At 66.7% G+C, this 25,558-nt stretch carries 19 protein-coding genes; 8 read left to right on the top strand and 11 right to left on the bottom strand.

Annotation, left to right across the window (positions count from 1 at the left end; all coding sequences use genetic code 11):
* Positions 1-3 precede the first annotated feature (3 nt).
* Complete coding sequence (locus KY661_RS06805; protein WP_225409494.1) at positions 4-423, top strand: ester cyclase; 420 nt, start codon at positions 4-6, stop codon at positions 421-423.
* Positions 424-427: 4 nt separating this feature from the next.
* Positions 428-2,998 (top strand): excinuclease ABC subunit UvrA, encoded by a 2,571-nt coding sequence (gene uvrA, locus KY661_RS06800; protein WP_225409425.1) that lies wholly within the window; start codon positions 428-430, stop codon positions 2,996-2,998.
* Positions 2,999-3,018: 20 nt separating this feature from the next.
* On the opposite strand, the gene sitI6 is transcribed toward uvrA, so the two are convergent.
* Genes sitI6 through KY661_RS06785 form a run of 3 tightly spaced genes read right to left on the bottom strand, consistent with a single transcriptional unit; the run spans position 3,019 to position 6,176 of the window.
* Positions 3,019-3,741: a SitI6 family double-CXXCG motif immunity protein gene (gene sitI6, locus KY661_RS06795; RefSeq protein ID WP_225409424.1), complete on the bottom strand. Its 723-nt coding sequence runs from the start codon at positions 3,739-3,741 to the stop codon at positions 3,019-3,021.
* Between the two features lie 24 nt (positions 3,742-3,765).
* Complete coding sequence (gene sitA6, locus KY661_RS06790; RefSeq protein ID WP_225409423.1) at positions 3,766-4,488, bottom strand: SitA6 family polymorphic toxin lipoprotein; 723 nt, start codon at positions 4,486-4,488, stop codon at positions 3,766-3,768.
* Between the two features lie 53 nt (positions 4,489-4,541).
* Entirely contained in the window at positions 4,542-6,176 is a 1,635-nt protein-coding gene (locus tag KY661_RS06785; protein ID WP_225409422.1) for a DUF4041 domain-containing protein, read from the bottom strand.
* 399 nt (positions 6,177-6,575) lie between these two features.
* On the opposite strand from KY661_RS06785, the gene KY661_RS06780 reads away from it, so the two are divergent.
* Positions 6,576-7,340, top strand: coding sequence for an esterase family protein (locus KY661_RS06780; protein WP_225409421.1), 765 nt, complete (start codon positions 6,576-6,578; stop codon positions 7,338-7,340).
* 21 nt (positions 7,341-7,361) lie between these two features.
* Here KY661_RS06780 and KY661_RS06775 read toward each other — a convergent pair whose 3' ends face one another.
* Positions 7,362-9,305 carry a primary-amine oxidase gene (locus KY661_RS06775; protein ID WP_225409420.1) on the bottom strand — a complete coding sequence of 648 codons (1,944 nt, stop codon included), beginning with the start codon at positions 9,303-9,305 and terminating at the stop codon, positions 7,362-7,364.
* A gap of 179 nt (positions 9,306-9,484) precedes the next feature.
* The gene (locus KY661_RS06770) at positions 9,485-10,399 is read right to left on the bottom strand and encodes a LysR substrate-binding domain-containing protein (RefSeq protein WP_225409419.1); all 915 of its coding nucleotides are present in this window, start codon (positions 10,397-10,399) and stop codon (positions 9,485-9,487) included.
* Between the two features lie 128 nt (positions 10,400-10,527).
* Between KY661_RS06770 and KY661_RS06765 the strand changes: the two genes are divergently transcribed.
* From KY661_RS06765 to tal, 3 genes are all read left to right on the top strand, one after another.
* A complete protein-coding gene (locus tag KY661_RS06765; RefSeq protein ID WP_225409418.1) occupies positions 10,528-12,000 on the top strand; it encodes a catalase in 1,473 nt (490 codons plus the stop codon).
* 15 nt (positions 12,001-12,015) lie between these two features.
* Positions 12,016-12,573 (top strand): ankyrin repeat domain-containing protein, encoded by a 558-nt coding sequence (locus tag KY661_RS06760; protein WP_225409417.1) that lies wholly within the window; start codon positions 12,016-12,018, stop codon positions 12,571-12,573.
* Between the two features lie 154 nt (positions 12,574-12,727).
* Entirely contained in the window at positions 12,728-13,849 is a 1,122-nt protein-coding gene (gene tal / locus KY661_RS06755; RefSeq protein ID WP_225409416.1) for a transaldolase, read from the top strand.
* A 32-nt stretch (positions 13,850-13,881) separates the two neighbouring features.
* Here tal and KY661_RS06750 read toward each other — a convergent pair whose 3' ends face one another.
* Both KY661_RS06750 and KY661_RS06745 read right to left on the bottom strand, forming a co-directional pair.
* Complete coding sequence (locus tag KY661_RS06750) at positions 13,882-15,660, bottom strand: ABC transporter ATP-binding protein (RefSeq protein ID WP_225409415.1); 1,779 nt, start codon at positions 15,658-15,660, stop codon at positions 13,882-13,884.
* Between the two features lie 23 nt (positions 15,661-15,683).
* Positions 15,684-19,097, bottom strand: coding sequence for a hypothetical protein (locus KY661_RS06745; protein ID WP_225409414.1), 3,414 nt, complete (start codon positions 19,095-19,097; stop codon positions 15,684-15,686).
* A gap of 92 nt (positions 19,098-19,189) precedes the next feature.
* On the opposite strand from KY661_RS06745, the gene KY661_RS06740 reads away from it, so the two are divergent.
* A complete protein-coding gene (locus tag KY661_RS06740) occupies positions 19,190-19,933 on the top strand; it encodes a dienelactone hydrolase family protein (RefSeq protein ID WP_225409413.1) in 744 nt (247 codons plus the stop codon).
* 16 nt (positions 19,934-19,949) lie between these two features.
* On the opposite strand, the gene KY661_RS06735 is transcribed toward KY661_RS06740, so the two are convergent.
* Complete coding sequence (locus tag KY661_RS06735; protein WP_225409412.1) at positions 19,950-21,002, bottom strand: SDR family NAD(P)-dependent oxidoreductase; 1,053 nt, start codon at positions 21,000-21,002, stop codon at positions 19,950-19,952.
* A gap of 115 nt (positions 21,003-21,117) precedes the next feature.
* Positions 21,118-21,591 (bottom strand): DcrB-related protein, encoded by a 474-nt coding sequence (locus KY661_RS06730; protein ID WP_075008480.1) that lies wholly within the window; start codon positions 21,589-21,591, stop codon positions 21,118-21,120.
* 166 nt (positions 21,592-21,757) lie between these two features.
* Between KY661_RS06730 and KY661_RS06725 the strand changes: the two genes are divergently transcribed.
* Positions 21,758-21,904 (top strand): hypothetical protein, encoded by a 147-nt coding sequence (locus KY661_RS06725; protein WP_177241441.1) that lies wholly within the window; start codon positions 21,758-21,760, stop codon positions 21,902-21,904.
* A gap of 51 nt (positions 21,905-21,955) precedes the next feature.
* Here the strand turns inward: KY661_RS06725 and KY661_RS06720 are convergent, their stop codons facing one another.
* Entirely contained in the window at positions 21,956-22,648 is a 693-nt protein-coding gene (locus KY661_RS06720; protein ID WP_225409411.1) for a fimbrial protein, read from the bottom strand.
* Positions 22,649-22,696: 48 nt separating this feature from the next.
* Positions 22,697-25,549 carry a GxGYxYP domain-containing protein gene (locus KY661_RS06715; RefSeq protein ID WP_225409410.1) on the bottom strand — a complete coding sequence of 951 codons (2,853 nt, stop codon included), beginning with the start codon at positions 25,547-25,549 and terminating at the stop codon, positions 22,697-22,699.
* Positions 25,550-25,558 lie beyond the last annotated feature (9 nt).

Here is a 25,558-nt window from a genome sequence, read left to right as displayed (position 1 = left end):
GCCATCAATACCGAGCAAGCCCGCGAGTTCTACCAGCAGTACCTGGACACCCTCTACCACGAGCGCCGGATCAGCGAATTCCCCCGGTTCTTCCACGAAAGTTTGGTGGTCCATCCCCCCTTCCCGGGAGAGCTGTCCTTTGCCGGGGTGAGGGGCGCGACGCAGATGCTGGTGGAAGGGTTTTCGGATTTCCGGGTGACGCCGGGGCCATTCCTCTACGCGGACAACATGATCGCGGCGCGGCTCACCGTCACGGGAACCCATACGGGGCCCTACATGGGAATCCCGCCGACGGGGAAGAAGATCCAGGCCATCGCGCACACGCACTACCGGCTGCACGAAGGCAAGATCGCCGAACTCTGGGATTGCACGGACGCACTGTCGCTGTTGCAGCAGCTGGGCGTGCTTCCCCCGATGCCGTAGCGCGATGCCCAAACACAACTCAGACACATCCAGGAACCCTCCGGCGGGCGGAGGCGTCACGGCCTCCGTCAGGGTGAGAGGGGCCCGCGAGAACAACCTCAAGAACATCGACGTGGACATCCCGCGCGATGCGCTGGTGGTGTTCACGGGCGTCTCGGGCTCGGGCAAATCCTCGCTCGCGTTCGGGACGCTCTATGCGGAAGCGCAGCGGCGCTACTTCGAGTCGGTGGCCCCGTATGCGCGGCGCCTGATGGATCAGGTGGGCGTGCCCGAGGTGGACGCCATCGAGGGCTTGCCCCCGGCCGTGGCGCTGCAGCAGCAGCGCGGCAGCCCCACGACGCGCTCCTCGGTGGGCAGCGTCACCACGCTGTCGAACTCGCTGCGCCTGCTCTACTCGCGGGCGGGACACTATCCACCTGGACAGGAGCACCTGGCGGCGGAAGCGTTCTCGCCGAATACGCCCGCGGGGGCCTGCCCGCGGTGCCACGGGCTCGGCCGGGTGTACGAGGTGACCGAGCGCTCAATGGTGCCGGATGACTCGCTCACCATCCGCCAGCGCGCGGTGGCCGCGTGGCCGCCCGCGTGGCACGGGCAGAACCTCCGCGACATCCTCGTCACCCTGGGCTACGACGTCGACCGCCCTTGGAGGGAGCTGCCCCAGAAGGACCGGAACTGGATCCTCTTCACGGAGGAGCAGCCCACGGTGCCGGTGTACGCGGGCTTCACGCCGGCGGAGACGCGCCAGGCGCTCAAGCGCAAGGAGACGCCCAGCTACATGGGGACGTTCACGAGCGCGCGCAAGTACGTCCTGCAGACCTTCGCCACCACGGAGAGCGCGTCCATCAAGAAGCGGGTGTCGCGGTACCTGCTGAGCACCGAGTGCCCGGAGTGCGAGGGCAAGCGGCTGAGGCGCGAGGCGCTCTCGGTGACCTTCGCGGGGCTCGACATCGGTGAGCTGTCGAAGCTGCCGCTGAGCCGCGTGGCCGAGGTGCTGCGCCCCACGGCGGAGGGAACCGCACCCGGGCTGGCGAAGCTGAGGAAGGAGCACCCGGAGAAGGCGCTTGTCGCCGAGCGGTTCACCCAGGATGTGCTGGGACGCATCCGGGTGCTGACGAATCTCGGACTGGGTTACCTCTCCCTGGATCGCAGCACGCCTACGCTCTCGCCCGGAGAGCTCCAGCGGCTGCGGCTGGCCACACAAATTCGCTCTCAGCTCTTCGGGGTGGTGTACGTGCTCGACGAGCCCTCGGCGGGGCTCCATCCGGCGGACACCCAGGCGCTCCTGGCGGCGCTCGGACAACTGAAGGCGGCGGGCAACTCGCTCTTCGTGGTCGAGCACGAGGTGGACGTCATCCGCGAGGCGGACTGGATCGTGGACGTGGGACCGGCGGCGGGGGAGCAGGGGGGACACGTGCTCTACAGCGGTCCGCCCGAAGGGCTCATGGCCGTCGAGGCCTCCCAGACGCGCCGCTACCTGCTCGGACACGGCGGGGCGGTGAGACGGACGCCTCGCCAGCCCACGGGGTGGCTGCGCCTGGAAGGCGTCACCCGCAACAACCTGCGCGGCCTCGATGCCAGCTTCCCCCTGGGCGTCTTCACCTCCGTGACGGGGATTTCAGGCTCAGGCAAGTCGAGCCTCGTGAGCCAGGTGCTGGTGGAACTGGTGTCGAAACACCTGGGCCACGAGCTTGAACAGGAAGAGGACGAGGGGGAGGAGCTGGAGCGCACGCCTACCCTCACCGAGGGAGGCCGCATCGCGGCGGGACTGGAAGGCGTCACGAGGCTGGTGCGCGTCGACCAGAAGCCCATCGGACGGACCCCACGCTCCAACCTGGCGACCTACACGGGGCTTTTCGACAGCGTGCGAAAGCTCTTTGCCGCGACCAAGGCCGCGAAGGCCCGGCGCTACGATGCGGGGCGGTTCTCCTTCAACGTCCCCAAGGGGCGCTGCGAGACGTGCGAGGGCGAGGGATTCGTCAGTGTCGAGCTGATCTTCCTGCCGGACGTCTTCGCGCCTTGCCCCACGTGCCACGGCGCCCGTTACAACGCGAAGACGCTGGAGATCCTCTACAAGGACAAGAACATCGCGGACGTCCTGGGCCTGACGGTGGACGGGGCCTACGCCTTCTTCGAGGACGAGCCGCACCTGCGCCGGGCCCTGGGAGTCCTGAGGGAAGTCGGCCTCGGCTACCTACGGCTGGGCCAGCCCGCCACGGAGCTCTCCGGAGGAGAGGCCCAGCGAATCAAGCTCGCGACCGAGCTACAGCGGGTGCAGCGAGGCAACACGCTCTACGTCCTGGACGAGCCCACGACGGGACTGCACCCAGCGGACGTGGAGAAGCTCCTGGTGCAGCTCAACGGGTTGGTGGACCAGGGCAACACCGTCATTCTCGTCGAGCACGACATGCGCGTCGTCTCCCAGAGCGACTGGGTCATCGACATCGGCCCAGGGGCAGGAGACGAAGGGGGGAGGGTGGTCGCCGCAGGAACCCCCCAGGACGTCTCCAAGTCACCCAAGAGCCGCACCGCGCCATTCCTCAAGAACTTCCTCAAATCCATGGAGAAGGAGGCGTGAGACGAACGACAAGCATGGGGTCAACGCGCTTCCAGCTCGTGGAAAATCACCCCATCCAACTCCAGACGGCGTACCGCCTCGACCAGACGCTCCGTAGCGACGATAAAGCCAGGCGCCTCTTTCAACCGGAACACATCCAAGCCGGTGGGCACTGAGGTGATATCAAGCCAGAACTTTTCTGGCAGCGTTAGCGGGTCGTTTCCACACTTCGAGCATGGTGAGGGGCGCTCTGGCGGTAAGCAGTTGGGATGAAATCTGCCGTGGAGTTCCAACTGGAGTTCCCGGAGTTCTGGCGGAGGCTTCGCGCGGAAATGCACATTCAGTGAGCACCCCTTGAGGCCACGCACGCCAGCTTCTTGCAGCCGTTCCAGTGCCTCTCGTCGTAGGTAAAGAGACCAGGGGTTCTGCATGAAGAGCTGGCCAAAGTGACCCGAGGCGGGGCCCTCCATGGGACCGAACCGGGTTCCTGGCTCCAACAGCGCATCCTTGGGCGCGAACGGACGCACCAGCTCGCGCAAGCGGAGAAACTCCTCGAACGGGACAGGCCAGGAATCGGTCAGCTTTTCCAGCTCCCCTGCTCGAAGTGAGGATAGGTCGACGCACGGATACTGAAGGCCCACGATTGCCCCCCCAGCGCGGCACACGGAGCAGGGCTGTACGCCAGGCAGTCCCCATCGGTGCTTGGCATTTCCCAGGTTGCCTGTGAAGTGTGGCGCCGTCCCCTTGAACTCGTAAAGCTTCATATGGTTTTTACGCTCAGTACGGATCTACGGGGCTTGGAGCTGAGGACCTTGGGGAACAAGCCGGTGTCCATAGGGGATGATGGGTCCAACGATGTCGAAGCGGTACGTTAGCTCAAAAGCTTTACGTATCAACTCTTCTTGAGTGAGACGCTGGCGGAGGTTGTTTCGCATGAACTCTCGCCATGCCTCGTTCCAGAGCCCTCCTCGCCCATCGCCACCATGGATGCGTTGGTGAGCCCGTACGGGGATGGCCATCGTCCAGTCATGGACGTTGATGCCATGCGCCCGGAACCATTCACGGAATTCGTTGGCTTGGGGAAACAAGTGATGTTTGCGCAGCGTGCCCTCAAGCCGAGGGAAGGCAGGGAGAAAACCGTAGCGATAGCGGAAGTGAAACGTCATCAAGGGACGGGCATCATCTCGAAGGCCTGCACGTCTCCAGTTGCGATGAGGACCTGGTGCTCGGGGAGGAGGCCGGAAACCTCTCGTCAACTCAGCGTCGTGGGCCAGGGGGGCGCTCGTCACTGCTTCCCTGTTGACGTCTTCGCAGCGGAAAACACCGCACTCTTCCTCCTCGCATGCGAAGACGACGCATTGGTCAGAGTGGGGGTTGTCACACGCGCTTCGCTCTTCCTGGGCTGTTTCCTTCCAGGCGAGTACGGCAGGTGTCGCACTGCCGCATGCGAGAAGCGATAGCCCTGTCGCGAATAAAAGTAAAAAACATGAATAGTGCAGAGGACGCTTCATTGTGAGGTTGCAGAGCGGTGGCTGAGTCATCGATATCGAACCTGGGGCCGATCCTATCCTGCCAGCCTTTGCGGATCTGCGTCCTGCTCTTGAAGTTGCTTCTCCATCCATGCGCTTTCATGGAAGGTCTTGTCGAGCATGGCTTGCTCGATAGCGCGCGTTTCCTTGTACTCTCTGCACTCGGCGGCCAGGGTCCATTTGGCGTGGATGCCCATGTCTTCCAGTTCGCGACGGATATCTTGGAGGGCTAACCGGAAGAATTCCTTCCTGGGATTGACCTTGTTTACCTGCATCCGGACAAACCGTTTGTGGAGTTCTCTCTCAAGGGCTGGAGCGTCTTCGCTCGAGATGAGCGAGTGCACATCAAACTCGAAAGGAACACTGGCATCGCCAAGCTCTTTGATGCGGTCGAGAGGCTCCAACCGCCGCGTCAGCCCAATCTTGTAAACGTCTTCGCCGAAGGAACCAATATTGGAAATGACGTAGACGTGCCCAGTCTTGGTCTGTTGCGCCATGGAGAGCGCACGCTGATTCTTTTCCTCCGCGCTCTTCAGTCTTTCCTGCAACTCGCGGAGCTGGTCCTCATACCGGGCTTTCTGCTCATCGCTCGCCTTCTCAATCTCGCGTTGAGCCTTCTCCATGGCTTTGCGCAAGACCTCTTCCTCTTTTTGGGCTTCCTTCATCGCGCGCTCGTACTCGCGCTGGGCCTTCTCTTCTTCCCGGATCCGCTCCTTGAGAACACGCTGTTCCTCTCGCTCCTTTTCCTTGAGTTCTTGTGTGACTGCGGCCCAGTGGAGTTCATCGAGACGGACTTGGAGATACTCGGGTGTGATGCGGGCGTTCCGGAACGCTTTGCCGTTGTTGTTCACGATGTTGAAGGCATCCCGGATCTTTTGAGCGAGGGTTCCATGGTTGTCGCTCTTGAGGCTGAGGAGGATGGTATCCACCTTGCCGTTGAACGCATCGAGAACGAAGTCGATGGCCGTGCTCTTGCGGCTTTCCTCGACGTAGTCGCAAGCGGCGGCCGTCCCGGATTTGATCATCCGGCGCATCGAGTCGCGGGCGGACTTGAGCCGCTGGCCGGATTCCGCGTGCCCGAACTCTTCGGCGAGTTCATCCAGGAGGCCATAGGTCGGTATGACATACTGATTACCGTACCCCTCGATGACGTTCTTGAGCGCATCGATGGTTCGCTTCAGTTCCTCGATGGTCTGCACCGTCAAGGAGGACTCTGCCTCCAGCTCCCGGGCGCGTTTGTAGGCGGTCTCGACCACTGCACTTGCTTCTGCGGCAGCGTCCGCGAGGATGGCGCTGGCCTTGTTCTTGGTCACCTGGAGTTCGGCGGTTGCGCGATCCCGATCCGTCTGGATCGCGGCGCGGGTCCGCTCATTCTCCGCCAGAACTGAGGCCAGCATCCGCTCCTGGTTCTCTTGAGCACGCGCTTGCACCTCTTCTGCGCGCCGCTCGGCAGCCTGGATGATTTCTTGAGCGTGCTGCTCTGCATTCGGAATCCGGCGGTACGGCTCAAGGACTTTATTGTCGGCCTCCAGATCTCTCACTCGCTCCTGCAATGAGCCAATCTCTTCGCGTGCCTGTTGAAGTAAGGCGTTGGCGGAGCGGGCCCTTGTCTGGAAGACCGTGAGCGCTATTGTCAAAGCAAAAATCAACACTGCCATGATGACGGCCATCTCAAAACCCCCACTTGTACATGCTGGACCGCCGGGCACGATCAGCATGGATGCCCGATTGTCGGCCGGTACCCCCTTCCATGGCAAGTGCCGCTGGGTTTGGGCTCAGGCTGTACCCCTTGAGAAGTATGGACAGCGAAGAGACCAGCCGTTACGTGCCCAGACCCAGCCTGGTTGCAGGTGTGCGCATGCGCTCTGCTTCCACGCAGCTTTCCCGGCCGTCCTTCACTTCGCGCAGAGGCAGCTGATCAAGAAACAGACGTACTCCCGCTCCAAGCTGCCCTTGGTGCGCCGGGACCGTTCTTGAGTCAGGGGCGGGAACTGGTAAGAGCCTGCTCCGACGCGCTCACCCCCTGAAGCCCGCCCGCTGGGCGAGCTCCCACCGAGAAAGCCGCCCTCATGTCATCCGTCGATCCGAACCTGCGCCGGGAAGTCTTCGGCTGGTACAGCCACAGGCTGGGCATGGACATGCCCGTTGTCCGCTACGGCCACTGGGGCCCGGCGATGCTGCTCTTCCCCACGGCGGGAGGAGACTTCCTGGAAGCCGAGCGCATGGGGCTCATCCAGTCCGTGGCGCACCACCTGCTCTCCGGCCGGTTCCAGATCTTCAGCATCAACAGCATCAACCCCTGGGCCTGGATGAACCCAGGCATCCCCGTGCATGAGAAGGCCCACAACCAGGCGCGCTTCTCGGATTACGTCGAGCAGGAGGTGGTGCCGCACATTCGAGGCTGCCTGGGCAACGGCCACGCGCGCATCGGCGCCGTGGGGGCCAGCTTCGGGGCGTTCCACGCCGCCAACGCCTTCTTCCGGCGGCCGGACCTGTTCGAGCTGCTCCTCGGCCTGGGCGGCTTCTACGATCTCCAGCCAGAGTTCCTCCACGGGTTCTGGAGCGACGAGGTCTACTTCAACAACCCCGTCTCCTACGTGCCGAACCTGCCCGAGGGCTCCAACATGGACCTCCTGCGCCACCACAGCCGGATCCACCTGGTGACGAGCCGTGGCGCCTGGGAGAACCCTGGCTACTCCGAGCACCTCAGCCACCTGCTGCACCAGCGGGGCATTCCGCACAACCTGGACATCTGGGGCGAGGACATGCCCCACGATTGGCCCACCTGGTACCGGCAGCTCGACCACTACGTCGCGGAGCGGCTCGGGTACTGAGCCACCCCGCGCGCTTGCTCGCTAATGCAGTTGCCCCTCGGCCAGGGGCGGCGCCTTGGGCAGATCGAGCGCGGGGTTGCGCGTGAAGAAGCCCACGGGCAACAGCTTGAAGCCCGCGTGAGCCGTGGGCATCACCGGCCACTCCTCGGGACGCGGGGTGTGCGTCACCCCCAGGGTGTACCAGACCACCACGTCCTCGTTGACCAGGGGCTGGTCGTCCTTCACCCAGGTGGGAAGCCCATCGCCCCCTTGGCTTTGATTGGGGTAGGCCCCCGCGGCGCTCAGCTCCCCGGGGGCGTAACGCGTGGCCCAGAAGGCGTGATTGATGAAGCCCGCGCGCCTGCGGGACAGGTTGTCCGGGGCGGCGAAGGGGAGGGAGTTCTCGCCCGGCACGAGCGCGTAGCCGGTGGGATGTCCCAGCCCATTGCGTTCCTGGGGGTTGATGACGAGCCACCGCCGCGCATTCGCGAGGCTCATGTCGCGCTGGGCCTGCATCTCCGTGCGCAAGGGCTCCATCCGCATGGAGAAGGCATTGCCCTGGGGGTTGGCCGGACCGGGCGGAATGGGCGCGGAGTTCATCTCCAGGACGGAGTTGCGGCGTCCATCCACGTCGAAGTCGAGCCGGAAGTTGAAGAAGTGCTGGTGGTGGACCGCGACCACGCCTTCAGCCACCAGGTGGCCGTACAGGTCATGCTCCGCATGCCCGGCCGAGCCCACGTGCGGAGGCACGGCCTTGGCCAGCATGATGCCCGTCAGGACCGCCTCGACCTCCAGGGAGCCGTCCTGCTTGAAGATGTAGTTGAGCAGGTAGTCGTAGTTTTCGACGACGACCCCGAACGTCACCACGAGCTCGATTCCCAGCCTGGCTTCGTTGCGCTTCAGGTGGGCATCGTAGTGCTTCCAGAGCACCCCACCATCCCGTTCATAGATGGCTACTGCGCGAGGAGTCTCCTGGGCCTTGCCGGAGGGGTCCGTGAAAACAGCGGGAAGGAAGGTGGCGCTGGACGGGACGTCGGCCCCCGGGTCCAGGGGGCTGATCTTGTCCCCGAAGCCGTACTCGCCCACATCGAAGGCGCTTCGCCAGGACCACGTGCTCTGGGGGTCGCCATAGGGCACCACCATCTCGGAGAGCGAGAGGCGGTGGAGGATCTTCCGTTCCCGGCCCTGATCCGCGTAGGTGACCAGGTGGAGGACAGGGCCTTCGCGCGGATGAATGTCCACGCGAAAGCGCCAGTTCTGCCAGCGCACTTCGTTTCCCGAGAGGGAGAAGTTCCTGCCCTCTGGATGGGTCAAGAGGACCGGGTGGGGGCGAGGCCGAAGCGGTCCCACGGACTGCGCGTCATAAGCTCCCACGTCTCTGGGAATCGGGACGTTCCCCTGGTCGATGAGCTCCACCACCCTCTGCTCCGTGAGGTCGACGAGCGCGATCAACCCTTCCACCGGCCGTGCGTAGGTGTAGACCGTGTCACCCTTGAAGAAGGGCAGGGCCTTCACCAGCCGGTGGCTGTTCCGCAGGGGATCTTCCGAAGGCCCCATGGCCCAGATGTCGAGGTAGATGTGGTCCGGGCGATCCACGCCGCGCCGTTGCAAGGCGGCGGTCCATCGCTCGTCCCGCCACACCAGGTCCTTCGCCTGGTCGAAGTCGTGCTTGCTCAGAGGGGGCTGGACGCCGGGGATGAGCGTCCAGCTCTCGACGGCGCCCGGGGGCGTCAACCGGACCACTGCCTCGAAGGTCTGGTTCTGGGCCGTGTCATAGGCCACCACGAGCACTCGCCTCGGGACGGGGCTCCCGGCCTGGAAGCCTTCCAGTTCCTCCTTGGAGGGCTCCTGGGGGACCACCAGGGGAAACACGGTGTTCTCATTCACATGCCCGTGCGCGCGCAGGAGCTGGAGGGCCTGTTCGAACTCCGCCGGGGAAAAGGCCGCCAGCGGGTGGTCAGGCTGCCGGGTCTGAGCGGCTGGCACCGGGGTTCGTCTCCCTCCTGCACAGGAGAGGCCTCCCAGCATCAGCGCCACCAGAAGCCAGGTGCAACGGGATGTATCGCCCATGGGCTGAAACCCTCCTCCGTGCGGGAACGCGTCTGGCGAACCGCCATGGCACGGCAGGGGAAAGGGCGTCCACGCACCGGGGCTGGAGAACAGTGTTAACCGGCCGAAGCCGGCCATGCGGAGCGCAGCGTTCCGGCGATGGTGCGCAGCGCCTCCGCCCGGGGGTGGCCCGGGCGCCAGGCCAGCACGAGCGTCCGGCTGGGCCGGGGAGGGGCGAAGGGCCGCACCACGAGCTGCCCCTGCCGGTTCTCCATGGACACCGCGAGCCGGGGCAGCAGCGTGATGCTGCCAGCCGCCATGACCATCTGCGCCAGCGTCGTCAGGCTCGTGGCCCGGAAGTCCACCTCGTGCGCCCCCACCCGTGTGCACAGCGCCAGCGTCTGGCTGCGAAAGCAGTGCCCGTCCTCCAGGAGCAGCACGTCCTCGCCGTCCAGGTCGCGAAGCTGAACCTGCTTCTTGCGCTCCAGCGGGTGTCCCGGAGGCGCAGCCACCACGAAGGGATCCTCCGAGAGCACCTCGTGCTCCACCGCCTTGTCCATCTCCGCGTCCAGCGCCAGCAGCGCCGCGTCCAGCCGGCCCTCGGCCATGTCGCGCAGGAGCAGCGCCGTCTTCTCCTCGTACAGCCGCAGTTGCAGCTTCGGGTAGTGCTTCACCAGCGCCGGAATCACCTCGGGCAGCACGTAGGGCGCCACCGTCGGAATGGCACCCAGGTGCAGCGGGCCCGCGAAGGGGTCGCCCATCCGCGCGGCGGCCTTGAGGATGTCCTCCGCCTCGGTGAGCACCCGCCGCGCCCGGCCCACCAGCTCCTCGCCCGCGGGCGTGAGCATCACCCGGCGCGCACCTCGCTCGAACAGCCTCACGCCGAGCACCGCCTCGAGCTGCTGAATCTGGGCGCTCAGGGCAGGTTGGGAAACGTGGCAGTGCTCGGCCGCCCGCCGGAAGCCCAGCAGGTCGGCCACCGCCACCACGTACTGGAGCTGCCGCAGGGAGATGTCGTTGAGCGAGGCCATGGGTCCTCCAGGAACCGATAGGCCCTGCCTATCACTCCCATCCAAACGATGTCTTGGCCCGATTGCTGGGAACTCTCTACTTTTCCCAACGTCGAAGCACCCCGAAGCCCTCACGAAGGAGCGAGCCCATGTCCCAGCGTCCCACCCTGACCACCGAAGCGGGAGCCCCTGTCTCTGACAACCAGCACTCGCAGACGGCGGGCCCCCATGGCCCGGTGCTGCTTCAGGACCACCACCTGCTGGAGAAGCTGGCCCGCTTCAACCGCGAGCGCATCCCGGAGCGCGTGGTGCACGCGGTGGGCTCTGGCGCCTACGGCACCTTCGAGGTCACCTCCCAGGAAGTGCCGCGCTACACGCGCATGAAGCTCTTCATCGAGGTGGGCAAGAAGACCGAGGTCTTCCTGCGCTTCTCCACCGTGGCGGGCTCCAAGGGCGCGCCCGACACCGCCCGGGACCCCCGGGGCTTCGCCGTGCGCTTCTACACGGAGGACGGCAACTGGGACCTCGTGGGCAACAACACGCCGGTGTTCTTCCTGCGCGATGGCATCAAGTTCCCGGACTTCATCCACTCGCAGAAGTACGACCCGTACACGAACCGCCAGGAGCCCGACAACGTCTGGGACTTCTTCTCCTACTCGCCGGAGGCCACGCACCAGTTCACCTGGTTGTTCGGGGACCGCGGCATCCCGGCGACGCTGCGGCACATGGACGGCTTCGGCTCGCACACCTTCCAGTGGGTGAACGCGCAGGGCGAACGCTTTTGGGTGAAGTTCCACTTCAAGACGGACCAGGGCATCCGCACCCTCACCACCCCGGAGGCGGAGGCCCTCGGCGGCAAGGATCCGCAGCACCACCAGCGCGACCTGTACCGGGCCATCGAGCGCGGCGAGTTCCCCTCGTGGACGCTCAAGGTCCAGGTGATGCCGGAGGCGGAGGCCGCGAACTACCGCTTCAACCCGTTCGATCTCACCAAGGTGTGGCCCCACAAGGATTACCCGCTCCTGGAGGTGGGCAAGCTCGTCCTCCACCGCACCCCGGACAACTTCTTCGCGGAGGTGGAGCAGGCGGCGTTGGATCCCGCGAACTTCGTGCCCGGCATTGGCCCGTCCCCGGACCGGATGCTCCAGGCGCGCCTGTTCGCCTATGGCGACGCGCACCGCTACCGGCTGGGCATCAACAGCACGCAACTGCCGGTGAACTCGCCGAAGGGCGTGAAGGGGGGCGCGCGCAACTACGGCCGGGACGGGGCCATGCGCTTCGATGGCAACGGCGGGCGGGGCCCCAACTACGAGCCGAACAGCTTCAACGGCCCGGTGCAGACGGACGAGGCCCCCGGCGTGGGGTACGAGGCCAGTGGGAGGACGGGCACCTACGTCCACGGCAAGCACGCGGAGGACAACGACTTCGTGCAGGCAGGCGCCCTCTACCGGTTGATGACGGCTCCGGAGAAGCAGCGGCTGGTGGAGAACATCTCCGGCAGCCTCGCGCAGGTGGGCCGCGAGGACATCATCACCCGCGCCATCGCCCACTTCCGGGCCGCCGACGAGGAGTACGGCTCCCGCATCGCCGCCGCCGTCCAGCAGCTCCGCCGCGCACGCTAGAAAGGACACCGCACCATGAACCCGAAGACCGTGACGAAGGGCAGCAGCGACCTGTCCGCCAAGAACCTGGCCGATGACGGTGACAGCGCCGTGCTGGACCTGGCAAGGACCGCCTTCACCCATGCGCGCGCGGGGAACGTCCCGTATCTGGCCGCGATGCTCGACGCGGGCCTGCCCGCGAGGCTGCGCAACGAGCGGGGCGATTCGCTGTTGATGCTCGCCAGCTACTACGGCCACCTGGAGGCAGCCCGCCTGCTGCTGGAGCGCGGGGCGGATCCGGAGCAGACCAACGATGCCGGGCAGACGCCGCTGGCTGGGGCGGCCTTCAAGGGCGATGCCGCCATCGTCAGGTTGCTCCTGGACCATGGGGCGCGGGTGGATGGCACGGGAGACGATGGGCGCACGGCGCTGATGTTCGCGGCCATGTTCGACAAGCTGGACATCGTGGAGCTGCTGCTCCAGCGCGGCGCGAGCCGGGAGCACCGGGACGCGGACCAGCGTACGGCGCTGGACTATGCCCGGGCGCTCGGAGCAGGGCGCTCGGCCACCCGGCTGGAATCCCCGGCGTCCTGAGCGGTGGGGCTCAGGCGGTGTGTTAACTGGCCTGGTTCCTCGCAAGGGTGCTACCCGCCAGCCCCGGGCCCAGGCAGAATCCGCGAGTGCTTGTCCGCCCGCCCGGACCTGGGGGCTGGACATGAGCATCTTGAGACAACGCTAGGGAGAACCCATGAACCCGCTTCGACAGCTTGCCGAGCTTGGCCAATCCATCTGGGTGGACAACCTCCAGCGCAGCTACATCACGAAGGGCACCCTGAAGAAGTTCATCGATGAGGATGGGCTCACGGGGCTCACCTCCAACCCCACCATCTTCCAGAAGGCGGTGTCGGGCAGCGAGGACTACGAGGACCTCTTCAACGAGGCGAAGGGCAAGGGCCTTTCTGGCAATGACCTCTACGAGAAGCTGGCGGTGCGCGACGTTCAGGGCGCCGCCGACATCCTCCGCCCGGTCTACGACGCCCGGAAGGGCCAGGACGGCTATGCCTCGCTGGAGGTCTCCCCCCTGCTCGCGCACGACACCCAGGCCACGCTGGAGGAGGCCCGGCGGCTGTGGAAGACGCTCGCCCGGCCCAATGTGATGATCAAGGTCCCGGGGACCGAGGCCGGGGTACCGGCCTTCGAGCAGCTCACCGCCGAGGGCATCAACGTCAACGTGACGCTGCTCTTCAGCCAGGAGCGGTACCGGCAGATCGCCGATGCCTACGTCTCCGGGCTGGAGAAGCTCGCCGCCTCCGGCGGGGACGTGAGCAAGGTCGCCAGCGTGGCGTCGTTCTTCATCAGCCGCATCGATGCCATCGTCGACAAGGAGGTGGAGAAGAAGGTGAAGGCGGGCGTCACCGCCGAGCAGAAGAAGGTGCTTGACGCCCTGAGTGGCAAGGTGGCCATCGCCAACGCGAAGCTGGCCTACCGGACCTACAAGGAGATCTTCAGCAGCGCGCGCTGGAAGGTGCTCGCGGGCAAGGGGGCGCGGGTGCAGCGCGTGCTCTGGGCCAGCACCAGCACCAAGAATCCGCAGCTCCGGGACGTGCTCTACGTGGAGGAGCTCATCGGACGCGACACCGTGAACACCCTGCCGCCGGCCACCATCGACGCCTTCCGGGACCACGGCAAGGTGCGCCCGAGCCTGGAGGAGGATCTCGCGGGCGCGGAGGAGACGATGCGCCAGCTGGAGACGAGCGGCATCTCGATCAAGAAGGTCACCGAGGAGCTGGCCACCGACGGCATCCGGCTGTTCGAGGAGTCCTTCGACAAGCTCCTCTCCGCGGTGGGCGAGAAGCTCGGCGCGAAGTAGCGCGCGCCCGCCCCTATGGGGCCGTGAGGCGGTTAGCGGTACCGTGAGGCCTGAATCTCATACATGGCCGCATAACCGCCTCCACGGGCCATGAGCTGGTCGTGAGAGCCCTCCTCGGAGATCCGTCCGTCTCTGAGGACGAGGATGCGATCGGCCATCCGCACGGTCGAGAAGCGGTGGGAGATGAGGAGCGCCATCTTGCCGCTCGTCAGCTCGCCAAAGCGGTTGAAGACGTCGAGCTCGGCCTGGGCATCCAGCGCGGCCGTCGGCTCGTCCAGCACCAGGAACTGCGCATCGCGCATGTACGCCCGTCCGAGCGCGATCTTCTGCCACTCGCCGCCGGAGAGGTCGACGCCGCCCTCGAAGCGCCGGCCCAGCATCTGCTCGTAGCCCAGGGGCAGCTTGTCGATCACCGTGTTGGCGAGGCTCTTCCGGGACGCGTCCGTGATGCGCTCCCGGTCGGTGCGCCACTCGATGCGGCCCACGGCGATGTTGTCGGACGCCGTCATCTCGTAGCGGGCGAAGTCCTGGAAGATCACCCCGATCTGGCTCCAGAGATCCTGGAGGTCGTACTCCCGCAGGTCGATGCCATCGAGGAGGATCTGGCCCGAGGTGGGGTCATAAAGCCGCATCATGAGCTTGATGAGGGTCGTCTTGCCCTGGCCATTCTCGCCAATGAGCGCGATGCGTTCGCCGGGAGCCAGCCGGAAGCTCGCGCCCTGGAGCACGGGCTGCGTCCGGCCTGGATACGCGAAGGAGACCTCCCGGAACTCGAAGCCTTGCCGGATCGGCCGAGGGACTTTGAGCGCCTTCTCGCCCGAGCGGATGACGGGCCGCATCGCGAAGAACGCGAGCATGTCGCTGATGTAGAGGGACTGATCGATGATCCCCACCGCGGAGACGAAGAGGTCCTGAAAGGTGCGGTTCGCCCCGGCGATCGCGCCAATCAAGAAGGTGAGCTGTCCTACGGTCAGTTCACCATGCGCGGTCTGGTACACGACGAAGGCATAGGCGCCGTAGTAGCCGAGGGTGCCCAGCAGGGCCAGCAGGGACAGGCGCGGAAAGGCGCGCTTCCAGAGGCCCAGGACGTCCTCGATGATCTTCCCCGAGAGGGTCTCGTAGCGCTGCATCAGGAAGGGGCTCAGGCCAAAGAGCTTGAGCTCCTTGGCGCTCTCCTTGCTGGCCCCGAGCTGGCGCAGGTATTCGAGCTCACGCCGCTTGGGCGTGTGCCGGAAGTTCATGGCGTAGAGCTGGGCGCCGAAGCGGGCCTCGGCCAGCGTCGCCGGGATGAGACAGACAATGATGTTCAGGAGGATCCACGGCGAGAACACGAAGATGCCGATGCAGAGGCTCACCGTGGTGACCCCCTGTTGCAGAAAGCGGGCAATGGCCTCGACCATGACGAGCCGGTCCGTGGCCTGCACGCGTGCGCGCTCCAGCCGGTCGTAGAAGGAGGGGTCCTCGTAGGTCGCCAGGTCCAGCTGGGAGGCATGCTCCATCAGGCGCAGGCTGACGTGCCGTGTGTACTTCTCGGCGAGCACGACGTTGGCGTACTGGATGGCGCGGGAGAGGATTCCTCCGAGGGCGGCCAGCCCGAACTCGAGCGCGACCAGCCCCACCAACTGCCGGGTCATCTCCCTTCCCGACGACGCCTGCGCGACCGCCGCGTCGACGATCCAGCGCGCCACGGCCAGCACCGCCACGGGAATCAGCGCTGCGGTCATGCGCAGGGCCAGGTTGACCACCACCACGCCCGGGCCTGCGTCCCAGACCATCCGCAGCACTGGGAGGATGTTCTTGATCGAGGACATGCCCGCCTTCGAGCTTGTTGGAGTCACAGCGCGTCCGCCGTTTCGTAGACCAGGCCTTCCACCCATCCTGTTTGCCAGTGATGGTGGAAGTGGTCCACCAGGACATCGTTGCAGGCCAGGTTCGCCACGGCCGCGAGGGTGATGGCCTGGGCCCGGTACGTGTACACGTGCTGGGCCACCGCGTGTCCAGCGCCTGGAGGCACCTGGAGCGAGTCATAGAGTCCGTAGCCTCCACGCGCCCCCAGCGCGATCAACCGGTCAAGGTTCTCGCGGGCCTGCGCGGGCCGGAAACGCAGCGCGAGCAGGGTCAGGGATGGCTTGAGGGCGTCTTCCATGCCCCAGGGCAGGCTGCGGGTGGCGCCCTGGGCAATGGCCGCATCGACCGCTGTCAGCGCGGTCTGTCCGAGCAGCGTGGCGGGGGGGTACCAGAGGAACAGGCTGGGCAGCACGCAGCCGGTCAGAGTGTGCCGGTCCACGGCGTGCGCAGGGGAGGTGGGGGTGAGCATCTTCAGCCAGGTGGTGGTGGCGGCTTCCCGGCGTGAGATCGCCAGAAATCCCGCCAAGGGCGTCCCGGCGGCTTCCTGCGAGGGCATCGCGTCGAAGCGCGCGAAGTCCATCTGTTCGCGCAGCGAACGGACCCGGGCCTCGGCTTCCTCCAACTGCCCGGCGAGGTGCTCCGCGTCATGGGCCGCCGTGGGCCGCGACACCTGCTCAAGCCGGGCAAGCTGTTGCTGAACGCGCTTCACCGGCGCGGAAGGGGGCTCCGTCAGAGGGGCGAGCTGGCGCTGGACCTCCGCGATCACCTCCTCCGTCGAGGCCGTGCGTTCAACCGCCTTGGCGCGAAGGGCAGGGAACGCGCTCAGCAGGTGGGTGCCCGGCGCGGCTTGGAGCTCTTCGCAAAGAACCCCGAGCGTGTCGGCCAGTCCCTGCCGAAGCACCTGGGAGGAGGCAGGGGCGCTCCGCGCGGACCGCAGCGCGCTCTCGATGACGATGAGGGCAGCGGCGAGCATGCCACTCTCGGAGGGGGAGGTGTGCCGGTCCAGAGGCTGCAGGCCACGGGCGTCGTACCGTACGAACAAGTGGCCGTGGTGGCGCTCGAGGCCCTCCACGGCGGAGAGAGACTCCCCCAGCCTGGCCACCCATTCTTCCCGCGTCAGGTAGCCCAGGTGGTAGGCGCTCAGGGGGGCCACGAGCCACAGGGCGATGTCCGTGGGGGACACCCCGGCCGCATCGCCGCGGACTCCGTCCTCGGAGAGGGTGAGCCGGGGGAGTTCGCGGCCCGTCGTGTCCAGGTGCTCGTAGAAGGCCCAGGAGCGCCGGGCCAGGACGCGCATCGGCTCGATGCCGGGGGAGAGCACCGCCAGAGGACCCGGCGAAGCCGTCTGAGGCTTCCGGGCATTCAAGGCGAGGAGCGGGAGCCACCCGAGGAGCAGGGGCAAGGCCCACGGCAAGGCGGCCGGTTTGAATCCTCCCAGGACCCCGAGGATGAGCAGGCTCAGGACGGCCGCCTGCCGCATCTCCAGGGTCATGCGCAGCCCGCCGCCCTTGCCCGCGCGGGCCGACTGGGCATGCGTTGTCCAATCCAGAATCCGGCGCCGGTTGGCCACGAGCCGGTACGAGGCGCGTGCCGTGGCGTCGAGCACGATGCAACTGGTGGGCACCAGGAGCCCCACAGCCAGAAGCAAGCCACCGAGGAGCTGGGGAAGGGTGAGAACGGTGCGGCGCACCCCTGCGGCGAACGAGCCCCGGCGCAATGCGGAGAGCAGCTTGCCCGCCCGGAACATGAGGATGTCGCGGCCAATCCACAGGAACGCGATGAGCGTCCAGGCGCCCAGTTGGTGGGCTGGGAACATCAACCACCCAGCGACGAGCGTGGCCAGGCTCGCGGGACTGTTCAGGCTTCGCAGAATGTCGGTCAGCAGCTTCCAGCGATCGAGCAGCGACAAGTCATTGCGAACCCAGCGGCCTTCCCGGGAGGGCACCCAGGGCAAGAGCCAGGGCAGCAATTGCCAATCGCCCCGAATCCACCGGTGCCAGATGCTTGCGGCGCTTGAGAGGTTGGCGGGCTGTCCCTCGAACAGGACGACGTCGGAGGCCAACGCGACGCGCGCATACATCCCTTCGAGCTTGTCATGGCTGAGGACGCTGTTTTCGGGGATCCGGCCCTCCAGGCTTCGCGTGAAGGCCGCCACGTCATAGAGGCCCTTGCCCAGGAAGTCTCCCACGCCAAAGAGCGCCTGGCTCAGATGGGTCGCGGCAGGGGTCCGGTGGCCTCGCTTGCTGTGGATGATGGACAGGGGCCATGCGCCCGAGGTCAGCCACTTCTCCCGCGAGGGACTGTCCGCCAGGGCGGGCTGGAGCATCGAATAGCCCGCGGTCACCCGCTTGCCGGACGCATCGAAGCGGGCCTGGTTCAAGGGATGGTGGAGGATCGCGACCATCGCGGCCACACTGCCTGGGAGCAGTTGGTTGTCCGCATCGAGCGTGATGACGTAGCGGATGGTGCGCAGGGCGGCGGGGAGGCCGCCCGTGTAGCTGGTGCCGCTGGCGCCGAGGAGGAGATGGTTGAGCTCCTCGAGCTTCCCACGCTTCCGCTCCCACCCCATCCACCGGTCCGCCACCGGGTTCCAGCGGCGCTCGCGATGGAGGCACAGAAAGCGTGGGGGCTCGCGGTGTCCATGGCGCTCGTTGAGCTCACGGATGCCGCGCTCCATCCGAGCAAGAAGCTCCTGGTCGCCAGGCATGTCCTTCGCCGGGGCGTCGGCGAAGTCCGTCAGCACCGCGAAGAGCACGTGGGGGGAGACGTTGCCCTGGTAGTTGATCTCCAGCTTGCGAAGCTGGGCGTCGATGTCCTCCACGCTCGTGATGAGCAGGGGCGTGACGGCCAGGGTGCGCGTGTCCTGGGTCAGGACCTGTTCAGGCTCCAGCCGGGGGAGGGGCTCGAGGTTTTGGTGAAAGGAGGCGAGCAGCGCATCGAGGGGATCGTGCACGCACCGGAGAACCGGCAGCGCGAGGAGGGCCAGGAACAGCGCGCGATGCAGGGGCTCCTCCCACGGGAGCATCCACCCGATGCCGCCCAGGAGCAGCAGGGACAGCAGGAGGATGGCGCCCACGTAGGCGCCCGCGGCGTGCCGTTTCACCCCGCGGGCGATGCGCACGCGCCAGGGCACCCGGCAACCCAGGTGGGCCTCCAGCCGGGGCCGGCCCTCGGCAAGCAGCTGGGTGCCCACGTGCCGTCCGCGGGCGTCGCCTGTGTCATGCGCCTGGCTGAGCTGGACCGCCGCGTGTGCCACCTCGTCAGGGGAGCGCTTCGACCAGGCCGCCAATTCCCAGCACGCGCGCCCATAGCGCTCGCGGGTGGGCGCATCCATCGTGGTGTATGTGCCCGATGGATCGCTCAGGAGAATCTGGCCAAGGTCCTGCGAGGGAGGTTGCACGCGATGGAGTCTCCCACTTTCCCCTTGGCATGGGTGAGCACATCAGGTGTGTTGCCGCATCAGGTGCCGTCAACGCCCTCAGGGAGAACCCCATGCCTGTGCAGGCCATCGATATCCAGACGCCCGCAGGAACGCTCGATGCGAAGCTCTTCCACCCTGATGGCCCGGGACAGTGGCCCGCCGTCATCATGATCACCGACGCGGGGGGCATTCGTCCCGTGTTCGAGGCCATGGCGGAGCGGGTGGCCATGGCGGGGTACACCGTGCTCCTTCCCAACGTCTATTACCGGGAGGGCCGCGCGCCGTTGCCGGGCATGGAAGGCTCATTCGCGGATGAGGCCTTCCGCAATCGCATCATGGGGCTCATCAGCACGCTGACCCCCGAGCGCATCCAGACCGATGCCGCCGCGGAACTCGGCTTCCTCGCCGGACATGACCGGGTGAAGGGGCCGGGGGTGGGGGTGGTGGGCTATTGCATGGGCGGTTCCATCTCCGTGCGGATGATGGCCGGTTTCCCGGACCGGGTCGTCGCGGCGGCCTCCTACCATGGCGGCCGGCTCGCCACGGACGCCCCCGACAGTCCCCACCTCCTCGCGGGCCAGCTGAAGGGGGAGCTCTACTTCGGGCACGCCGACCAGGACGCGCTCATGCCCGCCGAAGCCATCGCGCGGCTGGAGGCGGCCTTGAAGGCCGCGGGCGTCAAACACCAGTCCGAGCTCTACACGGGCGCGCGCCATGGGTTCGCCGTGGAGGGCTCATCGGCCTACGACAAGGAGGCCGCCAAGTGGCACTGGCAGACCCTGCTGGCCCTGTTGGGCCGGGCGCTCGGGACGTGAAGGGGCCTGTCCCCCGTCACTCCCGGCCGGGCGAGGGCTGATAGCGCCGCTCATCGGCCCGGGCCGCCGCGCCCAGCGCCTGAACCCGCTCGTTCTGGCTGCTGGCGAGTACCTCGTGGCCCAGACGCATCTTCGTGGTCTGGCCCGGGGGCGCCGAGGGCGGGAGTTTGCGGTCGACGAAGGAGAAGATCCGCGCCATGAGGTTGGGCGCCAGGCCCTGGGCCCGGGCGCTCAGCCATGACACGGCCGAGACGGCCCGCTGCGCATCCCCATGCTCGGCCGCATCAGCGGCCACGCGCGCGGTGCGCTCGGCGCGGGTGGCCGTCCAGGGCGAGGTCAGGACCTGGGTGAACCACTGGAACTCCTCCTCCTCGCGTCCGTTGAAGTGGACGTGCAGCGGCGCTCCGTTGCTCAGCGGGGGCGGGGTGAGCGTGCTGACGTGGATGCCGTCCTTGGCCAGCTCCACGGTGAGGGTCTCGGACCAGCCCGTGGCCGCGTACTTGCCGATGGCGTAGGCGGCCTGATGGGGGGTGGGAATCTTTCCGCCGATGGAGGTGATGTTGACGATGCGCCCGAAGCGGCGTGAGCGCATGTGGGGCAGGACGGCCATCGTGGGCCGGTAGTGCGTCCAGAAGATGTGGCGCAGGGCCTCCTCGACGTCCACGGGTTGCAGCTCGGCCGCGGGCCCGACGAAGCACTGGCCCGCGTTGTTCACGAGCACATCGATTCGTCCGAAGCGCTCGAGCACCTGGGCGACGAAGGCCTCCACCTGGACAGGATCGCTCGCGTCACACGCCGCGCCGAAGACGTCGGCGCCTTGGCGCCGGAAGTCCTCCGTGGCCCGGGCGATGACCTCCTCATCCCGGCCACAGAGGGCGAGCCGGCAGCCGCGCTGGAGGAACTCGCGGGCGATGGCAAGCCCCAGGCCGCGCCCGCCGCCGGTGATCATCACCACGCGTCCGCGCAGCTCGATGCGCCGTGCCCGCCGGGCCGCGGCCGACAGGAAGACGCCCGCTCCCACCGCCATGCCCACGATTCCTGCTGCCCCGAGCGCCGCTCGCTTGGCCATGCCCGCCTCCAGGTCCTGGCATCCGTGTCCAGGCGGAGGGTGTGCAGTGCCCGGGGGGATGACCACCCTTCGGGGAGAGGGGCCGTTCTGCCTTCCTCCTGAGGAGACAGGCAGGTCACCAGAAGGTGCCAAGCCCCTTCTCGGTCTTGGGTGGAGCCGCCTTGGAGTCCAGCTGGGCCGTGGTGAAGAAGGTCTCGGCCACGTGGCGCGTCTGGGCCAGCTTCTCGGGGCGCTGGGTGTAGATGAACAGGTAGCCCACCAGCTCCTTCACCACGATGAACTGCAGCTGGGACAGGCGGGTGCCCTGGAGGTTGAAGGTGCACTCGCGCAGGACGCCCGTGTGCGGGCCAAAGGTGGCTGCCCGCTCCTCCCCGAGCGCGAAGGCCTCGGACGATTGACGCACGCCCGCGAGGGTCCTCGCCGCGAACTGCTGGACCGTCTCACCCGGGGCGGTGGGCTCGATCGACACCACCAGGTTCGCGCGAAAGCCGTTGTCCTCGGGGCCCACCGCGACGACCTGGCTCGCGTCGAACCATCCTTCGGGAAGGGAGAGCTGCAAGGCGCCATGCCGGATGAAGTGTGAACTCATGCCCGGACCATACCTGGGCGGGCGGGCGGCTGGCGTGCTCCGCGTGGCCGCCTGGCCGCTGGACGGAGCGGCGCGCGCCCTTGTTCAGAAGGACCAGATGCCTGTCCAGGCGAGCATGGACAGGCTCCTGGGAGAACCGCTTCCTCTGCTTGGAAAGGATCAGGACATGTCCGGAGTTCGCGCACAGAAAGCAACGAAGATGCAGGAGAAGGCCGCCAGCCAGAACACCCGGACGCGGAAGGGCCGCAACAAGGCCGAGAAGATTCCGCGCCAGGACAAGAAGAAGCCCGCCAACTCCGCCAAGGCGAAGTAAGCGGGCCTGCGGTACAGCTCAAAGGCTTCAGGAGGGGGCCCTGGGCCCCCGTCACTCCAGGACGTCGTTCACGTGCTGGAAGGGCTGCCCCGCGGGAATGGTGGTGCCGTCCGCCAGGGCGCGGTCCTTGAGGGAGATGCTCCAGATGTCCAGCGAGGGGTCCTGGTCGATGTTTCCCGCGCACACCATGGTGATGTCGCAGTCAGGGCACTCCCCGGAGAGGCCCACCATTCCGGCCACCTCGGGTGGGAGCGACTCGAAGGTGATGGGGGGCTGGCCGGCGAACTTGAAGGTGTCGAGGCCGATGGCCTGGGCCTCCTCGGTGCCCGTCGCCTGGGCGCTTGCCCGCTCCTCCATCGGCCCCGGCCCCGCGAAGTAGGCGTAGCGGTTGCCGCGCTCGGGGGAGAACTGGATCTTGGAGAGCACGGGTTCGAAGCCTTCCTCGGAAGCGCTGTGCATGGCCTGCGCTGCGTAGAAGGACTTGAGGTTGACCTTGCATTCGGCCTGCTTCGCGCGGCCCTGGTACTGCATGAAGTTGGGGATGGCCACGGCCGCGATGATGCCCAGGCACGGACAGGAGAGCGCGACGAGGCCACCCGCGATGAGCAGGTTGCGCATCTTGCGGCTCATGCCGCCCGCGGGCACCGCCACCACGTTGCCGCACTGGCAGGTGAGGGTGGAACCCGGCTTGACGCCGCGCACGTCGATCGCGGTTCCACACTTGGGACACTTCACGGCGGTCATGGGTTCTCCTGGGGGTGAGGGCGCGGCGTGCGCCCTCTATACCCCACTTCAGTGGATGAGGATCTTGTCGGCCGTGAGGGCCGCCCGGGCGTGGAAGTAGATCCTGTATTCCAGGACCCGGCGGGGCGTGGTCTGCGGGAAGGTCAGGGTGAAGTCCTGATACTGGTTGGCGGCGGTGAACTGCTGGGCCGTCACGTCCATGCTGGCGAGCACCGCTCCCGAGGTGTCATCCCGCACGTCGAGGGTCGCGAGCACCTGAGCTCCGAGCGAGGTGTTGTCGGTCTTCAGGCGGAAGGTCACCCGGCGCGTGCCCACGGGGACGTTGCCGTCGTAGGGGCCATAGACCATGTGCCCGGCGCCTTCGAGCGAGGGCGAGGCTTGCCAGCCGTCTCCGCTCACGCGGCCCGCGTGGTGCCCCTGCACGGCGCCCTCCGACTCGTACTGGCCGAGGCGGGTGGTGGTCGTGACCTTGTCGATGTTGATGGCCGCCTTGTCCTTGTAGAGCGCGCGGAACTCGAGCGAGTGCCCGGCGGTGTTGAGGTAGGCGAGGCTGAAGTCCTGGTAGACGCCCGCGGCCTTGAACTGGTTGCGGTAGACGTCGAAGGACGTGAGCACCACCCCCGTGGTGGCATTCCGGACATCGAGCGTCACGACATGGTCGTTGTTGCCGGACACCGCGTCGATCTTCATCTTGAACGTCGTGGTCAGCGGCCCTCCAGGGAAGGCCGTGACATAGGGGCCGTACAGCATCAGCCCTTCGTTGTCCTGCGAGACGTTCGCGGTCCACCCGTTGTCGCTCGCACGCCCGACAGCATGCGAGAACGGCGAGGTGGCGTAGCTGGTGTTCTCCGCCTCCTGGATCTTCACGAGGGTGGAGGGATCCACCGCCAGGTTGGAGTGCTCCCGCATGAGCTGGAAGTAATGGTCCGGCCGCACGAAGACGATGTGGGTGTTGCTCTTGAAGGCGTTCACCACGTTGACGAAGCTCTGGTAGCTATTGCCCTCCCAGGGGTTGGCCTGGATGCTGACGAACCGGGGGCTCGTGCCGTTCCATCCCGAGATGGCGCGGTTGATCTCCGAGACCATGGAGGCTTCCGTGGGGCAGTACGTGGCGTTGAGGCCCTGGCTGGGCATCGCGTTGTTGTAGACGGTGATGCCTCCGCCCGCGTTCTGCGCCGTCAGCCCCAGGAGCGAGGGCGCATGGGCCGCGAAGCTGTTGCCCACGTTCGTGTTCGTGGCGCCGTCGATCTTGTTCCACACGGTGAGAACCTTCAGCCCCGAGCGGTTCATGTAGTCGTTCGTCAGGGCGACGTACTTGTCCAGGTAGGCCGCGTTGCCCCAGTAATTGGGATAGGTGTAGCCCAGCCCCGTGGGCCCGGAGATGAGGTTGTCATTGGGCGTGGACGTGGCGTGCAGGTAGTTGAGCACCCCGGGCATGGCATCCAGCATCGCCGGGGAGATCGTCCAGCCCAGCGGCACCTGGCCGCGGTTGGGGCTGTCCCAGAGCTTCTTGAAGAGGTGCTCCACGTACTGGAGGTTGTCCCCATCGCTGAGGATGAGGGACACGTAGATCTTGTTGCCCAGCGGGGGCTTGTTGGGAATGGGCTTGAGGTTCACGGTCCGGGGCGTTCCGCCAAACACCGTCAGGTTCGAGGCGAAGTCGCTGGCCAGGGTGGAGATGCCGTACTCGGACACCCGCTCGATGCCCGCGGCCTCTTCCGGCCACCAGCCCATGTAGATGCCGCCGTTGCCGTAGGGCATGGCGGACAGGAACTTCCGCAACATCGCATCCTCCGCGGCGATCTTCGGATCGAGCCACACGACGGCCACCGGGAGCGCCGTGGCGTAGTCCCGCAGGAAGCCCTTGATGGACGGGGACAGGCCGACGATCAGCTGATGCGTCACCTGGGACCAGTAATAGTCATACAGGTGCTGGTAGACCTGGAGCTTGGAGGTGAAGGCGCCGCGCAGGTCCATCAGGACGGGGAAGTTGTACGGCGCTGCCGTCAGCCTGGCGGCGAGGGCCGGTGAGGCGACCACGCCTTTCTTCAGGCCCGCGAGGGTGGTGGCCAGGTTCAGCGTGTCCGGCACGGCCGGGTCGTAGATGACGATGCCCGCCAACTCGTTCCGGTACTTCGTCACCAGGCTCCACCGGTCGGCGACGTCCGTGTACCTGAGGCCCAGGGCGTTCAGCCAGCCGTACCGGCCATCCTGGCCCCGGACCGCGCCGTCGTAGGTGAAGACGCGGGGCTGCGTCCGGTTGACGATGCCCTTGAGCGTCGTGAAGAGCGCCGCCTCGTCCTCGGGCACGGGCGCGATGGCCCCCACGGCGTCGGCCTTGATGTAGGCCCTGCCGTACCAGAAGACCCGGAACTCGATGCCTTGCCCCGCCACCGGGTTGTTGAATGGCAGCTCGAACCGCTCGAAGGTGCCCGCCCGCTTGAACGACGTCCGGAGGAGGTCCCGGGTGGCCAGCACGGCCCCCGTCACGTTGTTGCGGACATCCACGGTCGCCACGAGGTCGCTGTTGGCCGTGTTGTTGTCGATGCTCAGATCGAAGTAGGCCGTGTTGCCGCCCACCGGAAGCTGGGTGCTGTAGGGGCCGTAGATGAGGAACTGGTTGGCGGCGTCGATCGACACCTGGGCGACCCAGCCATTGCCATCGAGGCGGCCCGTGGAATGCCGGAGCTGGGACCCTTCCGCCTCGAACCGGTACTCGGTGTCGGTCAGGTCCATCAGGTCCATCGTCGCCGCGGGCGCGGAGAAGGATGGAAGCACCTGACCCTGGGGCCAGGTGAGTCCCGCGGCCGAGGCGGGCAGGGGAGAGAGCAGCTCCGCCGCCGCGAACACCACGGCGAAGGCAGGAGCCCAGCGCATCCAGGAGAAAGGAGACGGGTTCATGGCCGTCTC

It is taken from the genome of Allostigmatella hybrida (assembly GCF_020103775.1).
Lineage (GTDB): Bacteria > Myxococcota > Myxococcia > Myxococcales > Myxococcaceae > Hyalangium > Hyalangium aurantiaca.
This window is presented reverse-complemented; position numbering and strand designations above follow the sequence as displayed.

Bases quoted from the DNA above. Each gene is read 5' to 3' on its own strand.
- uvrA (WP_225409425.1), top strand. From the start codon at position 428: ATGCCCAAACACAACTCAGACACATCCAGGAACCCTCCGGCGGGCGGA.
- sitI6 (WP_225409424.1), bottom strand. From the start codon at position 3,741: ATGAAGCTTTACGAGTTCAAGGGGACGGCGCCACACTTCACAGGCAAC.
- sitA6 (WP_225409423.1), bottom strand. From the start codon at position 4,488: ATGAAGCGTCCTCTGCACTATTCATGTTTTTTACTTTTATTCGCGACA.
- KY661_RS06785 (WP_225409422.1), bottom strand. From the start codon at position 6,176: ATGGCCGTCATCATGGCAGTGTTGATTTTTGCTTTGACAATAGCGCTC.
- KY661_RS06780 (WP_225409421.1), top strand. From the start codon at position 6,576: ATGTCATCCGTCGATCCGAACCTGCGCCGGGAAGTCTTCGGCTGGTAC.
- KY661_RS06770 (WP_225409419.1), bottom strand. From the start codon at position 10,399: ATGGCCTCGCTCAACGACATCTCCCTGCGGCAGCTCCAGTACGTGGTG.
- KY661_RS06765 (WP_225409418.1), top strand. From the start codon at position 10,528: ATGTCCCAGCGTCCCACCCTGACCACCGAAGCGGGAGCCCCTGTCTCT.
- KY661_RS06760 (WP_225409417.1), top strand. From the start codon at position 12,016: ATGAACCCGAAGACCGTGACGAAGGGCAGCAGCGACCTGTCCGCCAAG.
- tal (WP_225409416.1), top strand. From the start codon at position 12,728: ATGAACCCGCTTCGACAGCTTGCCGAGCTTGGCCAATCCATCTGGGTG.
- KY661_RS06750 (WP_225409415.1), bottom strand. From the start codon at position 15,660: ATGTCCTCGATCAAGAACATCCTCCCAGTGCTGCGGATGGTCTGGGAC.
- KY661_RS06740 (WP_225409413.1), top strand. From the start codon at position 19,190: ATGCCTGTGCAGGCCATCGATATCCAGACGCCCGCAGGAACGCTCGAT.
- KY661_RS06735 (WP_225409412.1), bottom strand. From the start codon at position 21,002: ATGGCCAAGCGAGCGGCGCTCGGGGCAGCAGGAATCGTGGGCATGGCG.
- KY661_RS06730 (WP_075008480.1), bottom strand. From the start codon at position 21,591: ATGAGTTCACACTTCATCCGGCATGGCGCCTTGCAGCTCTCCCTTCCC.
- KY661_RS06725 (WP_177241441.1), top strand. From the start codon at position 21,758: ATGTCCGGAGTTCGCGCACAGAAAGCAACGAAGATGCAGGAGAAGGCC.
- KY661_RS06720 (WP_225409411.1), bottom strand. From the start codon at position 22,648: ATGACCGCCGTGAAGTGTCCCAAGTGTGGAACCGCGATCGACGTGCGC.
- KY661_RS06715 (WP_225409410.1), bottom strand. From the start codon at position 25,549: ATGAACCCGTCTCCTTTCTCCTGGATGCGCTGGGCTCCTGCCTTCGCC.